This window comes from Anaerovibrio slackiae, assembly GCF_009695585.1.
Taxonomy (GTDB): Bacteria; Bacillota; Negativicutes; order Selenomonadales; family Selenomonadaceae; genus Anaerovibrio; species Anaerovibrio slackiae.
The window spans coordinates 1-13,138 of the sequence record NZ_VUNR01000001.1 but is presented as its reverse complement, the minus strand read 5'-3'; the positions used below and the strand labels follow the sequence as shown (position 1 = coordinate 13,138).

The following is a 13,138-nucleotide window of genomic DNA, read 5'->3' as shown; positions in this document are numbered from 1 at the left end:
ACCGCTGCCATACCCCTGCCACATCAGCTTCGATACAGCAAACTCTATTTTATCACACCTTTTTCTTTAAGGGAAATATAATTATCATTTCCTAAAATAATATGATCCAGCACGGGAATATCCATCACCCTGCCTACCTGCACCATCCGCGCCGTAACCTCAATATCCTCCTTGCTGGGAGTGGGGTCACCGCTGGGATGATTGTGCACCAGGATAATGGATGCCGCCGCCTGCTGGATTGCCGCCTTGAACACCTCCCGGGGATGCACCACGGAAGCCGTCAGGCTGCCAACAGAAATCACAGGCATAGATAAAATATGATTTTTTACATTCAATAAAATAACTGCAAAGTGCTCCCTGTCCTCGTACCTGAAACGCGGCATGGCATAATCAGCCGCATCCTCCGGGCAGGTGACCATCGCCCTCTGCCTGGCTATATGGGCATTCAGCCGCTTGCCAAGCTCCACCGCGGCCATCACCTCGGCAGCCTTGGCACTGCCTATGCCCTGGAGGCACATCAGCTCTCCTGCCGTCATACGGCCCAGGGCTGAAACGCCATCATCCTTGTACAGGCTCAGTATATCCTGGGCCAGCTGCAAGGCTGACCTCTCCTTGGAGCCATTTCGCAGCACAATTGCCAGAAGCTCTGCATTGCTCAAAAAACCCGGTCCCAAAGCCAAAAGCCTTTCCCTTGGCCTCTCGTCAACCGGCAGTTCCCTCACCATTGCCATATAAATCAATCCCCGCCTTCCTGGCAAGGCCGTCAAGACAATGGAGCGGCAAACCTACGACATTGGAATAGGAACCTCTGATTTGTTCAACAAAGACAGCCGCCCGTCCCTGAATACCATAAGCACCAGCCTTGTCAGCGGGCTCGCCGGTATCGACATAACGGGTAATCGAAGCTGCCGAAAGCGGGGCAAAAACTACCTCCGTCGTTTCGTATGCCTGCCAGATGCGTCCCTTCCATGCCAGGGCAATCCCGGTCATAACCTGATGTGCCCTGCCGGAGAAACTGGTCAGCATCTCTATAGCATGCTCCCTGTCCCTAGGCTTACCATAAATATTTCCATCAAGGCTCACCACCGTATCGGCACCCAGCACCGGTATATCCGGGTGCAGTGCCGCCACGGCAGCCGCCTTTAAATGCGCATTTTTCATCACCAGCTCAGAGGGAGTCATGCCCTCGCCGCCGGCTTCCTCAGTATCGGCTGTCTCTATCCTGAAGCAGCAGCCGATTTGCTCCAAAAGCTCCTTCCGCCTGGGAGAAGCAGAAGCCAGAATAAACATTAAGAATTGCCTCCTCGGATTGCAGATGTACCTGATGCAGCTGCTCAGGTATGCCTGAATATCCACACCGCTATCACCACGCCGATGATGCTCATGAGATTTGGCGAAAAGGAAAATCCCACCGTCAGGCTGATAACATAGATGTCAATTACCGACGGCACCACGTTGATTACCGGGTACGGATTTTTCAGATAGGGCATCAGGCTGCTCAAGGCATCCACGCCGGAAAGCAGCTCCCCTAGAAGTCCGCCCAAAATGGCTCCTATCACTACATAAAGCACCAGGGTACCATAGCTTTTGCTCAACACGCTCACATCCCAAACCTCCTATTGCCTGTCCGCGGCACAGCTCCTGTCAGAATCGGCACCGCCAACATAAAAATCCCTCCTAACATAATAAAAGACTCTGAGAGAAAAATCAAGTCACCCAGAGTCTAAATTTCATGTTTATTTATGTTTATTTTTTCGCTTTGTTACCAACGGAAAAACATGGCAGCACCATCAATATTTTTCCAGTCAAATAACTTGCCAAAAGCGACAAAATACTAACAATTATGTACTTTGGATAAGTTGGCAAATCAATGGACAGGAAGCCCCATGCTATCAGCATCACCAGCCCCATGTGGGTATAGTACATGTTGTAGCTGTTGGCAGCCAGCTCCCCCAGGATGCCATTGGTATAATCCAGCTTGGACTGGAAAACCGCCAGCAGGCCGAAGACAGCCGACAGCAGGAAAAGAACGTGAATGGCAGCCTTGACCAGCATGTACTGCTCCGGGCTGGCTGCCGTAGGAGCACCCATGGTGGTATAGAACAGGTAGGCAATGCCGGTCACAATGAAGGCAGGCAGCCATTTGGCCGGATCAGCCTTGTAGCCTCCCTCCACAAACCACTGATTCCGCCAGGCATATGCCCCCAGGAAGAAATACAGCGGATAGAAGGAAATGCGGGTAGGCTGGTAAACCAGAACCGGCCAGATATTGCACCACAGGTCATAGTTGCCATTAACATAGAAGTAGGCAGCAGCCGTGCAGATATAGCAGAGGACAGCAAAGCCCACAAACAGCTTCGGGCCCGGTATAGAAATCCCCTGACGCTCCTTGAAGGAGGGCATGATTTTGCAGAACAGGAACAAGGCGATGTAGAGATAAGTCAGCATCCCCAGGAACCAGTACTGCACATGGCTGAAGCATGGGCCGAAAACAAACAGCTTGAAAAGATAATCATTAACATAATCCATCGGTATGCCACGGCTGGCAAACATGATGTAAGTCACCGGCGGTGCCAGCAGGATAACGCCTGCTATCCAGGGCAGGACAATGCGCAGGAGCTTGCTTTTCCAGAACTGCGCTCCGGTCTGCTTGGACAGGGACATGATGCCGAAATAGCCGGAGATGAAGAACATCACCGGCATGATGAAGATGTCTGCCCAGAGCACGAACAGGGTGAAGGCAAACTTCGGGTCCGCCTTGTCCACCGTGTACCACCATTCAGGTGCATAAGCCATGTAGCACATGGCTGCGTGGAAGACAATCATCAGGCAGACAATAAATGCCTTGAGATTGTCCAGAAAGAATATACGCCTTTTCTTTTCCAATTTTGTAACCCCCTAGAATAAAATTTTTGTGATGTAATCAGATTTTTTTTTGCTTCTGACGTCTTTCGTAGATAATGAAACCGACTACCATAACAATTGCCAGGACCAGGGAAAAGACCAAACGATAAGGATTTTCGCTGGCTGTCACCGCATCATGGCCTATCATTGCTTCGATAGCGGTAGATGGCAGCTTGCCAATCAGGGCAGCGATAGTAAAATCCCTGAAGGACATTTTGCTGACAGCTCCCAGGGCATTAAGCAGCCCGGAAGGCAGATATGGGATGATGCGGGCAATCAGCATGACCTTGAAGCCCTGGCTGCCGCTCAGCTCGTCAATCTTCTGCAAGGACTTATGCTTCGAGATGACGTCCTCTGCCGCATCCCGGAAAAGGAATCGCAGCAGTACAAAGCTCAGTGCCACACCCACAGTCTCCGCAATCCATGCCAATAAAATTCCCGGCACAATGCCAAAAATCAAGGCATTGGCAGAGGAAAAAATCATGGCAGGCGGAAAGCCTATGGCATTGACGCACAGCACCAAAAAGAAGCTGAACACCATTGCCCAGGCTCCAAAGGAATTGATATATTCCGCTACCCGGTGCATATCACCGCTGAGGCACACATCCCACAATTCTCCAAAAAATGCAGGATTTAAAAGGTAAACAATGCCAAACAGCAGGCAGAGTGCCGCCACGGCACCAATTTTTATCGGCAAAGTAGATTTCGACATTTTCATAGGCTACAATCTCCTAACACAACCACCTGCAACCGGCTGACAGCGCAGCCAATTGCATACCAATACAATCATGTAGAACATTATAGCACAATACACTCATTATGTCTTTATCACTCTTTTTCCTTGCCACCTGACCAAAAGCCATCTTCATTCTGGCTGATGCTTACAGCCTCCCAGCTCATGCGGAAAAATACCTCATACCAGTCAGGCTGGGGATGGTTGCCCCAAATCATATCGCCAAATAAAAGCCCTGTAAGAGGCATAGAAAAATAACTCAGGATGGCAATCGGAGCTACCGGCTTGATGAGCCCCTCCCGCTGCCCCCGATAAACAAACTCATACAAAGGCTCATAAAAAACATATACCTGCTCCAGAGCCAGCTGCTGGCTCTGCATGGACGCCAAAAACTGCTCATGGACAAGAAATTTGTCACTGTGCTCCTGCCCCAGCTTAATCAGCCGCCGATAATACTCCCTGAAGCATTCCTTAACCGGCTGGTCCATATCGAGCCCCTCCGCCAGATAATGGCAGATAAATTTCTCCGTATACTCATACACCTCCCTCAAAAGCTGCTCCTTGCTGGAAAAATACACATACATGGTAGCCTGGGGCACACCTGACTTTTTTGCCAGCTTGGACATGCTGATGCCAGCCAGTCCGCCATCAGCAATCAAGGCAATGGCTGCCTCAAATATTGCTTTTTTCTTATCCTCACTTTGTCTGCGCATAATAAAATCCTTTTCTGCCGCTGTCCCGGTCACAGCAGCCATGACATGAGCAGCTATCCCCTGCTCACTGCTTAAATTATAACCGATTGTTCAGTCGGTGTCAATTTATGTAAAATTTATATAATCCCGCCATAAAAAGATTGACTAAGATGCGCTGGTGGTAGTAATATTTGTATGGCAAAAAATTATTGCACGATTGTATATTGCGAGGTGAAAACAATGGACGCAGGCCCTGAACCCCAGGACAAACCAAAATTAAATAGGGAGACTGTATCTATTGCCCCGCAGCATATAATGCATATAAAGGTTATGTGTACTGCGTAATCTATGGGCGGTTGCTATGTGCCGGGCGAGAAGCAGTTGCCAGGCACATGGCAATCCTGCATGGCGATGGATAGAGTCTCCGTAACGAAAGGAGAACCATCACTATGCTGAAGATTTACAAATCTTTAGAAACCGGGCCACTACAGGAGCTGAGCCTTAAAACCCTTGAAAGCGGTGCCTGGATTAACATCGTGGACCCTACACCTTACGAGCTGAAGGTGGTAGGCAACCTGACCGAGGTTGAGCCTGACTTTCTCCGCTCCGCACTGGATGACGAGGAGCGTTCCCATATTGACATTGAGGATGACAGCGTGATGATTTTGACCAACGTGCCGGTGGTACGGGACGAGGGCAGCTACGATACACTGCCGCTGGCCATCATCGTCACAGAGGAATACATCATCACTGTCTGCCTGGAGGAAACCCCGGTGCTTTCCTACTTCAACGAGAAAAGTGCCCGCTTCTTCCGCACTTTCAAGAAGACACGTTTTCTTTTTCAGATACTTTATCGCAGTGCCACCTTTTACCTCCGCTACCTGCGCCAGATCAGCAAGCAATCTGACGAGATCGAGAGCAAGCTGCGCCATTCCATGAAGAACCGGGAGATCCTGAAGCTTTTGGAACTGCAAAAGGCACTGACCTTCTTCAACGCCTCCCTGCGTTCCAACGGTGCCGTGCTGGAAAAGCTCATGCGGCTCCGCACCACTACCTCCATGCAGCCCATGCTGAAATACTACGAGGAGGATGAGGATTTGCTGGAGGATGTCATCATCGAGAACAAGCAGGCACGGGAAATGGTAGAGATGTACAGCAAGATTCTGGCCCGGCTGGCAGATACCTTTTCCTCCATCATGTCCAACAACCTGAACCAGGTCATGAAATTCCTGGCAGCTGTAACCATTCTGCTGGCCATACCGACTGTTATCTCCAGCTTTTTCGGCATGAACGTGCCGGTGCCTATGGCAGAAAACTCCAACGGCTTCTTCTTCATCTGCGTGCTGGCAGGTTCCCTGGCAGCCTTCTGCGGCCTCCTGCTATGGAGACGGGACATGTTTTAGGAGCACGGATATTTTTTGATAAAAGGAGCTGTTATGTATGATACCGCTTTCTTCCTCTGAATTTCTCAAGGAATTTTCCATCTATGCTGACAAGGCCAATGACGAAAATCAGGCGCTTTTTGTCCAGCGCAGCAACGACAAGAACCTGGTGGTGCTGCCTATGGACATGTACAATGACCTGCAAAAGCAGATTTACCAGCTGAAAAACAAGAAATAAATAACACTTTTTAAAAAAAGGCTTATGACGAGGTTAGCCAACCATTGTCATAAGCCTTTTTCAATGCTAAAAAGTTATTAAAATCAGTCTAAAATGTAAATCTCCAATACCTGCCTGCCAAAATAAAGGGCTTCCTCATGGGTATCAAAAGCAATATCGATAGTATTGCCCTGAATATTCCAGCCGATATCCTCTGCCACCGCATCGCCGTAGTCAGGAATATAGACATTGGTGCCAATCGGGATATAATTCGGATCAACCGCTATCACACCTCGTCTCAGGGGCGTTCCCGATGCCGTATACTTGCCCATGCCGGGGTCCTGAGGGCTGTAGGCGTAAGCATTTACCGTCACAACCCTGGCATGACTCAGGTCGTGCCTGTGAGCCACAGGACGCAGCTTCCGCATGGTCATAGGACCAGCTATCCCATCAGCATCCAGATGATGGGCACGCTGAAATGCCTTGATTGCCTCCACCGTTGCCTCGTCGCAACGGCCATGAATTTCTGCTTTATAGTAACCCTTTTCCTTTAACAGTGTCTGAACTTCCTCTACATAACGGCCTTCATCACCGGCCTCCACCATCGCACCATGGGCGGCAGCAACTGAGGCAAAAAATACCATCAGCAGCCCTGCCAGAATGCAAAAACTGAGCTTGCCAAGTCTCACAAAACCACTCTCCTTCGTTTTTTCAGATTTATTTCATTTTACCATGCCTGAAAAAACGTGTCAAAATTTCTAAATGTTAGTTCAAATGACAAGGTTCAAAGAGGGCTTCGCGCCTATATAAAAAAAGAAATTTCCTGCTTAAATCAATCCATGCGCAAGGCAATAATGGTAAATGCCATCCTCGGACACCTTGCCGCATACGTCCCTGGCAATAGCCTTCAAATCATCAGAGCCGTTGCCCATGGCAATGCCGTTGTCCACCGCCTGGAACATTTCCAAATCGTTGTTGCCATCACCAAATGCCATAGCATTGGCACGGTCAATGCCGAAATACTCCAGCACCTTCGTCACGCCAACCCCCTTGCCGCCGTCAGCAGGCACAATATCCACTGCCCTGTCCCACCAGGCTGCTACCTTGGCATTGTCCGTATCCTTTACCAGCTGTGGCCTTTCAGACAAATATCCCCCGGACATAATCTGAAATACCTCCTGCTTGGCAACCTCAGCAAAATCAGGGCTTTCCTCAATGCTATGACCGCCAATCTGGAAAAATGCCAGCAAATCATCATCCAGGCCATTGGCGGCAAACCGCGTCTTGGTTGCCAATGCGACAGGACGGTTGATTTCCCGGGTATTCTTGATAATCTGCTGTACATCCTTTGGTGACAGGGGATTGCTGAAAATCACCTCATCGTCATTGAAGCAGTAGGAGCCATTGAAGGTAACATAGGCATCAAACCGCACCCCGAAAATATCATACAGCAAAATCGGTGACCTGCCGGTGGCAATGCAAATCTTAATGCCATTCTCACGCAGCTTTTTAAAAGTCTCCTTCATCCTGTCAGAAACAGTCTTGGTGTCCATGTCAAAAACAGTCCCGTCAATGTCAAAAAACGCAATCTTAATTTCGTTCATACAAAACCTGCCCCTCTAAATATTCAACAAAAAGCGCCAACCATACAGCTGACGCTTCCTGACACATTATAACATTATAACATTATAACATTATAACGTTATAGCATTTACCTAAATAACATATTACTTAGCGGTAATTCTTTTCCCACATGTGCTGTGTGTGCAGCAGATGCTCCGCCTTTTCCGAAAGAGGCGTCTCCAAAAATTCCTTGTACAGCTTCTGTACCTGCGGATTTTCGTGGGAACGGCGCAGCTTGCGCTCCTTGTCCAGCTCATAGAGGCGTTCGCCGCGCTTCGGTGCCCATTCAGCTTCCTCATGGATAGGCTGTCCGCCGCCGCCTACGCAGCCGCCCGGGCATGCCATGACCTCAACGAAGTCATAATGAGCCTCTCCGCTCTGAATCTGCTGGATAACCTCCTCCGCATTCTTCAGGCCGCTGACAACGCAGGTCTTCAGCACCTTGCCGGCAATCTCAAACTCGGCAGTGCGTATGCCCCCCAGGTTGATGGCATTGTCACGCCCCTGGGTACGGGTATCGCGAACCGCCTTGAAGGCATCCTCGTCAGCTTCCTCCCCGGTTACCACCTTGTAGGCAGTGCGGAGGGCAGCCTCCATCACGCCGCCGGTAACGCCAAAAATAGCACCTGCGCCGGTGCCATCACCGATAGGCGAATCAAACGGCTTTTCCTTCAGTCCCCGCGGGTCAATATGCTCCGCCCTAAGCAGGCGCACCATCTCACGGGTAGTCAGCACATAATCCACATCCTGATAGCCGCTGGCATTCATGGATTCCAAAGCAGCCTCACGCTTCTTGGAAACGCAAGGCATAATGGCGATAGAGCAGATATTTTCCGGGGCAACTCCTGTCTTTTCCGCAAAATAAGTCTTGATCAGGGCACCGAAAATCTGCTGAGGGCTCTTGGTAGTGGACAGCTGCCCCAAAAGCTCCGGGTGATACATGGTAAGGTAAGAAACCCAGCCAGGACAGCAGGAGGTGAACATCGGCATCTGCTTCTTGGAACGCAGCCGCTCCAAAAGCTCATTGCCCTCCTCCATGATAGTCACATCAGCGGAGAACACGGTGTCCAGCACATAGTCAAAGCCAATTCGCTTCAGGGCTGCCACCAGCCTGCCCTCGGTGTCAATCCCAGGCTCCACGTCATTGCGCTCCAGCCAGGCAGTGCGCACTGCCGGAGCAATCTGCACCACGGTCACCTTATCCGGGTCTGCCAGGATATCATAGATAGCCGGCAAATCATTGCGCTCTTTTAAAGCACCTGTCGGGCAGTGGGTGATGCACTGGCCGCACAAAGTGCACTTCGCCTGAGAAATCGGCATGTTGTCCACGGTGCTGATATTGGTATATGCCCCTGTATTCTGCACATCCCAAATATCGCAGCCCTGTACCTTGCTGCAAATCTGCAGGCAGCGCATGCACTTGATGCACTTCTTGGAATCCCGGATCAGCGGAAACTCCTTGTCCCAAGCCTGCTCCGTTACCTGCCGCTCAAAAGGCAGGTCATAAATGCCCAGATGACCGGCCAGTGTCTGCAACGGACAGTTGCCGGAGCGCACGCAGGTAGCACAGAGGCAGTCGTGCTGGGACAGGATAAGCTCCACATTGGATTTTCTCACGCTTCTTGCCTTGGCGGAGTTGGTGAACACCACCATGCCCTCGCTGACAGGGGTGGAACAAGCCGTAACCAGCTTGTCCTTGCCCTGAATCTCCACCACGCAGACCTTGCAGGCAGAAATCTCATTTATCCCCTTCAGGAAGCAGAGATGAGGAATGTAAATCCCCAGCTTCTTGGCTGCTTCCATTATGGTAGTGCCTTCCTCCACGGAAAGCTCAATATCATCAATCTTCAAGTTTACCATCTGAGTCTGCGGCCTCCCTTCAGGGCAGAGAATCCATACTTATCACAGCGCAGGCACCTGCCAGCCTCCTGGCATGCCTCCTGCTCGCTCATGCACAGCTCCATCGGCTCGAAGCTCTGCTTGCGGATACCTGCCTCCTCCTCAGCCAGCTGCACCTTGCCGCAAGGCACCTTGTCAGCCAGGTCAGGCTCAGGAATCTGCACATCGCAGGAAATAATATGCTTGTAGCCCAGATATTCATCAATATTGGCAGCCGCCACCTTGCCTGCAGCAATCGCCCTGATAACAGTAGCAGGGCCGGTAGCGCAGTCACCACCGGCAAAGATACCGCCGGCATTCTGCACCTCGCCGGTCATAGCCGCCGCAATAGCCCCCCGCTGGATGCTGATACCGGCATCCTCAAAAGCCTTGCTGTCAATGCCCTGACCAATAGCCACTATAATAATATCGCACGGAATCCTCATCAGAGGCACATCTGCATGAATAGGGCGGGCCCTGCCCCAGGCATCAATCGGGCCGATAATCTGCGGCTCAACCCAGAGAGCAGTCACGTTGCCATTCTCATCCGCCTCAATGTGGTGTGGAGCCTTCAGGCCGTAGAGCTCTGCCCCCTCGGCAATGGCACCCTCTACCTCCTCCGGCAGGGCAGTCATATCCTTCTGGCGGCGCCGGTAGGCAATGCCCACCTTCTTGGCACCCAGGCGGATAGCGGAACGGGTGCAGTCCATGGCTACGTTGCCGCCGCCGACCACCACAACCTCCTTGCCGGTAAAGTCAGGCATATCGTCATCGCCAATCCGCTTCAAAAGCTCAACTGCGGAGATGACGCCCTTGGCATTTTCCCCTTCAATGCCAATCTTCTTGTCGGTATGGGCACCGATGGCGATATAGATGGCATCGTACTCATTGTTCAAGGTCTTGAGGGAAATCTCGCCTTCACCCTCGCCAATCCTCGTATTCAGGTGCACCTCTACGCCTGTACTCAGGATTGCCTGCAAATCCTCGTCCAATCTCTCCCGTGGGAAGCGGTAATTCGGAATGCCATATCTCAGCATGCCGCCCAGCTTCTTCTTTTCCTCAAAGACCACCGCATGGTGCCCCATCAGCTCAAGATAGTAGGCAGCCGAAAGCCCGGAAGGGCCGCCGCCGATAATTGCCACCTTTTTCCCGGTGCTCTCGCACTTCTCAGGCACAGGCACCGTATCTGCATGGGCATGGTCAACAGCCATGCGCTTCAAGCCGCGGATGTTGACTGACACATCAATCATGCTGCGGCGGCAGCGGGCCTCGCAAGGGTGCTCGCAAATCAGTGCACATGCCGTAGGGAACGGATTATCCTTGCGGATAAGGCGCACCGCATCAGCATAGCGCTTTTCTCCCACCAGGGAAATATACCCCGGAATATCCACCTTGGCAGGACAAAGTGCCACACACGGAATAGCGTGCTGGGCATGCACGGAACAGCAGCCTTCCTTTACATGGTGCTCATAGTCCTCCCGGAAACCATCGAAACCTGCTACCAGCATGTGGGCAGCCTCATAGCCAATGGCACAGTCAGCACTTGCCTCGATGTTCTTGGCCGTCTTCTCAATCAGGGCCAGGGTTTTCATGGTTGCCTTGCCACTGAGCACATCTTCAAGAAGATGCTGCAGCTGGGTCAGCCCCACACGGCATGGCACGCACTTGCCGCAGGTCTGCGCCTGGCAAACCTTCAAGAAGGACAGCTGCAAATCCACCGGGCAAAGCCCCGGCGGCGAGGCAATGATGTGCCGCTCCAAATCCTTGTACAGCTTCTCCACCGTCAGCTGCACCCGGTCCGGAGTCTCTACTTTTAATCTACTCATACGCTTCTCTCCACAACACACAAATGAATACTAAATCTTTTACCCATGCAATTATTATATCATAAATCAGAAGATGTTGCACAAATTTCAAAAGCCTTGGAACTATTATTCAATGCATATTCATAGAATACAAACTTCTTACATCTTAACCCTAGGAACAATTGTATAAACAATTTTGGCGAATTACACAATATTCCCTCTCTAAATTTCCTCCATCATGTTAATAACATCACTGACACCACCATACCCAGTGAGATTTTGGACAATCTCGCGAGTAAACAGCTGCATAATTTCCAGATTTGGTATCTTTGAATCCAGGGTCTTCCCAATGCACCCGATTGGATATTTGTACATTTCAGATACCCGGTTGTCAACTTCATTGTATTCTCTCAAACACATACTCAGTATCAGAAGACAAATTCTCCCGGAAAATATATCCCAGGCGATTAAAATGCTTTATTTCCATGGGATTTTCAATACAATTCTCAGCCATATACCTGACCATTTCCCCGCGAGCCATCTTGGCATAGGTTCCCTTGGTCACCAGCTTATCCCCTGCCTTTTCGCAGAATACTATAGTGATATAAGTATCATCTGCCGTCAGATATTTCTCAATGCATCTGGCATATTCCTTGGAAGCAAGATTGATGATGATGCCGCTCTCATCCCGCACAGCTTCATACAGCCTGCTCCCCCAATAGGAATACATATCCCTGGCGGTTCCTATGGCAGCCTTCGCCTGCATTTCCAAGCGGTAGGGAACCACCCCGTCCATCGCCCTCAGAATACCATAAAAAGCCGACAAAATCCGCAAGTGCTCCTGCACATATTCAAAATGGCCATCCTCAAATACCGCCGGTGCCATATACTGATATGCCAGCCCCTCATAAGCCAGCACTGCCGGTGTCAGATTTCTTGTCAAATCCAGCTTCTCAAGCCGCTGGAAATTCAACCCGGCTATTTTGTCATTGCAGCACCAAAGCTTCTTCAGCTCAGGATATGACTTCCCCTTCAGCCAGGCAGCAATTTCCTTTGTGCTCTCCAAAAAGACCGGCACGCTAAGGGGCAGCAGGCTATCCGTATCCACATTCATTTTCTTGGCAGGTGACAGGATAATCTTCATCAGCCAATCACCTGCAGCATCTTTTCTGCATCATCTGCCGTCTTTACCTTGCCATTGGCCATAACTATTATGCCCTGCTCATCAATAAGATAAGTGGTCCGAACCACGCCCATGGAAACCTTGCCGTAGTTTTTCTTTTCCTTCCACACATCATATGCTTCGATAACTTTGCGTTCCGTATCTGAAAGCAAAGTAAATTTGAGGCCATATTTTTCCTCGAACTTTTTGTGAGAAGCCACCGAATCCTTGCTTACGCCCAAAATGACAGCTCCCTGCTCCACAAACTGGTCATACAGCTCAGAGTAGCCGCTTGCCTGCCTGGAACATCCCGGCGTATTATCCCGCGGATAAAAATACAAAATAACCTTCCTGCCCAAATAATCACTCAGCTTGTGCAGCTGGCCATTCTGGTCAGGCAGCTCAAAATCAGGTGCCTTGGTTCCTACTTCTAACATAGTTATTCCTCCCATTCTAAAAAACACTAATACTTATACTTATACTATACTTATACAATGAAATTTTCATCAAAGCTACATTTTAACATACCTTTGATTTCTGCTATTTGAATGCCGTGTGACTGTTTATTCTGCCAACCTTTTCGGATATCTCGGCAACAAACTCAAGCATTTTATTTTAATGTGGCAGAAGACTCCCTGCCTCTATAGGCGGGAGATGAATGCCACGTCCACCGAATTTACGCAAGTAATTGAGGTGGACAATAGAACATAGTGGTGATATAATAGTAAGTGACAGGAGGTGA

Annotated in this window: 14 protein-coding genes; 2 read left to right on the top strand and 12 right to left on the bottom strand. The window is 50.2% G+C overall.

Annotation, left to right across the window (positions count from 1 at the left end):
- Positions 1–44 precede the first annotated feature (44 nt).
- The 6 genes from radC to FYJ84_RS00045 all read right to left on the bottom strand — a co-directional run bounded on the left by radC (position 45) and on the right by FYJ84_RS00045 (position 4,392).
- Positions 45–731 (bottom strand): RadC family protein, encoded by a 687-nt coding sequence (gene radC / locus FYJ84_RS00070; RefSeq protein WP_154404910.1) that lies wholly within the window; start codon positions 729–731, stop codon positions 45–47.
- A complete protein-coding gene (locus FYJ84_RS00065; RefSeq protein WP_154404908.1) occupies positions 703–1,290 on the bottom strand; it encodes a Maf family protein in 588 nt (195 codons plus the stop codon). Before FYJ84_RS00065 ends, radC begins: the two co-directional genes overlap by 29 nt.
- 44 nt (positions 1,291–1,334) lie before the next feature.
- Positions 1,335–1,604 carry a DUF4321 domain-containing protein gene (locus FYJ84_RS00060; RefSeq protein ID WP_277006743.1) on the bottom strand — a complete coding sequence of 90 codons (270 nt, stop codon included), beginning with the start codon at positions 1,602–1,604 and terminating at the stop codon, positions 1,335–1,337.
- A gap of 142 nt (positions 1,605–1,746) precedes the next feature.
- On the bottom strand, positions 1,747–2,886 hold the full coding sequence (locus tag FYJ84_RS00055; protein ID WP_154404906.1) for an acyltransferase family protein: 1,140 nt from the start codon (positions 2,884–2,886) through the stop codon (positions 1,747–1,749).
- A gap of 37 nt (positions 2,887–2,923) precedes the next feature.
- Positions 2,924–3,622, bottom strand: coding sequence for a TVP38/TMEM64 family protein (locus FYJ84_RS00050; RefSeq protein WP_328596294.1), 699 nt, complete (start codon positions 3,620–3,622; stop codon positions 2,924–2,926).
- A 110-nt stretch (positions 3,623–3,732) separates the two neighbouring features.
- Positions 3,733–4,392 (bottom strand): TetR/AcrR family transcriptional regulator, encoded by a 660-nt coding sequence (locus FYJ84_RS00045; protein ID WP_154404904.1) that lies wholly within the window; start codon positions 4,390–4,392, stop codon positions 3,733–3,735.
- Positions 4,393–4,778: 386 nt separating this feature from the next.
- Between FYJ84_RS00045 and FYJ84_RS00040 the strand changes: the two genes are divergently transcribed.
- Both FYJ84_RS00040 and FYJ84_RS00035 read left to right on the top strand, forming a co-directional pair.
- On the top strand, positions 4,779–5,732 hold the full coding sequence (locus tag FYJ84_RS00040; protein ID WP_154404902.1) for a magnesium transporter CorA family protein: 954 nt from the start codon (positions 4,779–4,781) through the stop codon (positions 5,730–5,732).
- Positions 5,733–5,769: 37 nt separating this feature from the next.
- Positions 5,770–5,949, top strand: coding sequence for a type II toxin-antitoxin system Phd/YefM family antitoxin (locus FYJ84_RS00035; RefSeq protein ID WP_154404900.1), 180 nt, complete (start codon positions 5,770–5,772; stop codon positions 5,947–5,949).
- An 83-nt stretch (positions 5,950–6,032) separates the two neighbouring features.
- Here FYJ84_RS00035 and FYJ84_RS00030 read toward each other — a convergent pair whose 3' ends face one another.
- The 6 genes from FYJ84_RS00030 to FYJ84_RS00005 all read right to left on the bottom strand — a co-directional run bounded on the left by FYJ84_RS00030 (position 6,033) and on the right by FYJ84_RS00005 (position 12,833).
- Positions 6,033–6,617 carry a peptidoglycan-binding protein gene (locus FYJ84_RS00030; protein WP_154404898.1) on the bottom strand — a complete coding sequence of 195 codons (585 nt, stop codon included), beginning with the start codon at positions 6,615–6,617 and terminating at the stop codon, positions 6,033–6,035.
- Positions 6,618–6,755: 138 nt separating this feature from the next.
- On the bottom strand, positions 6,756–7,532 hold the full coding sequence (locus FYJ84_RS00025) for a Cof-type HAD-IIB family hydrolase (protein WP_154404896.1): 777 nt from the start codon (positions 7,530–7,532) through the stop codon (positions 6,756–6,758).
- Positions 7,533–7,659: 127 nt separating this feature from the next.
- Entirely contained in the window at positions 7,660–9,411 is a 1,752-nt protein-coding gene (locus tag FYJ84_RS00020) for a [FeFe] hydrogenase, group A (RefSeq protein WP_154404894.1), read from the bottom strand.
- Positions 9,405–11,255, bottom strand: a complete 1,851-nt coding sequence (locus FYJ84_RS00015; RefSeq protein ID WP_154404892.1) for an NAD(P)-binding protein — start codon at positions 11,253–11,255, stop codon at positions 9,405–9,407. The genes FYJ84_RS00020 and FYJ84_RS00015 overlap by 7 nt, the downstream gene beginning before the upstream one ends.
- 376 nt (positions 11,256–11,631) lie before the next feature.
- Positions 11,632–12,378, bottom strand: coding sequence for a peroxide stress protein YaaA (yaaA, locus tag FYJ84_RS00010; RefSeq protein WP_154404890.1), 747 nt, complete (start codon positions 12,376–12,378; stop codon positions 11,632–11,634).
- The gene (locus FYJ84_RS00005; protein WP_154404888.1) at positions 12,378–12,833 is read right to left on the bottom strand and encodes a peroxiredoxin; all 456 of its coding nucleotides are present in this window, start codon (positions 12,831–12,833) and stop codon (positions 12,378–12,380) included. The genes yaaA and FYJ84_RS00005 overlap by 1 nt, the downstream gene beginning before the upstream one ends.
- Positions 12,834–13,138 lie beyond the last annotated feature (305 nt).

What these genes read in the sequence shown, in the direction of transcription:
- yaaA (WP_154404890.1), bottom strand. Translation starts at nt 12,378, where the DNA reads ATGAAGATTATCCTGTCACCTGCCAAGAAAATGAATGTGGATACGGAT.
- FYJ84_RS00025 (WP_154404896.1), bottom strand. Translation starts at nt 7,532, where the DNA reads ATGAACGAAATTAAGATTGCGTTTTTTGACATTGACGGGACTGTTTTT.
- FYJ84_RS00065 (WP_154404908.1), bottom strand. Translation starts at nt 1,290, where the DNA reads ATGTTTATTCTGGCTTCTGCTTCTCCCAGGCGGAAGGAGCTTTTGGAG.
- FYJ84_RS00035 (WP_154404900.1), top strand. Translation starts at nt 5,770, where the DNA reads ATGATACCGCTTTCTTCCTCTGAATTTCTCAAGGAATTTTCCATCTAT.
- FYJ84_RS00020 (WP_154404894.1), bottom strand. Translation starts at nt 9,411, where the DNA reads ATGGTAAACTTGAAGATTGATGATATTGAGCTTTCCGTGGAGGAAGGC.
- FYJ84_RS00045 (WP_154404904.1), bottom strand. Translation starts at nt 4,392, where the DNA reads ATGGCTGCTGTGACCGGGACAGCGGCAGAAAAGGATTTTATTATGCGC.
- FYJ84_RS00005 (WP_154404888.1), bottom strand. Translation starts at nt 12,833, where the DNA reads ATGTTAGAAGTAGGAACCAAGGCACCTGATTTTGAGCTGCCTGACCAG.
- FYJ84_RS00050 (WP_328596294.1), bottom strand. Translation starts at nt 3,622, where the DNA reads ATGAAAATGTCGAAATCTACTTTGCCGATAAAAATTGGTGCCGTGGCG.
- FYJ84_RS00015 (WP_154404892.1), bottom strand. Translation starts at nt 11,255, where the DNA reads ATGAGTAGATTAAAAGTAGAGACTCCGGACCGGGTGCAGCTGACGGTG.
- radC (WP_154404910.1), bottom strand. Translation starts at nt 731, where the DNA reads ATGGCAATGGTGAGGGAACTGCCGGTTGACGAGAGGCCAAGGGAAAGG.
- FYJ84_RS00040 (WP_154404902.1), top strand. Translation starts at nt 4,779, where the DNA reads ATGCTGAAGATTTACAAATCTTTAGAAACCGGGCCACTACAGGAGCTG.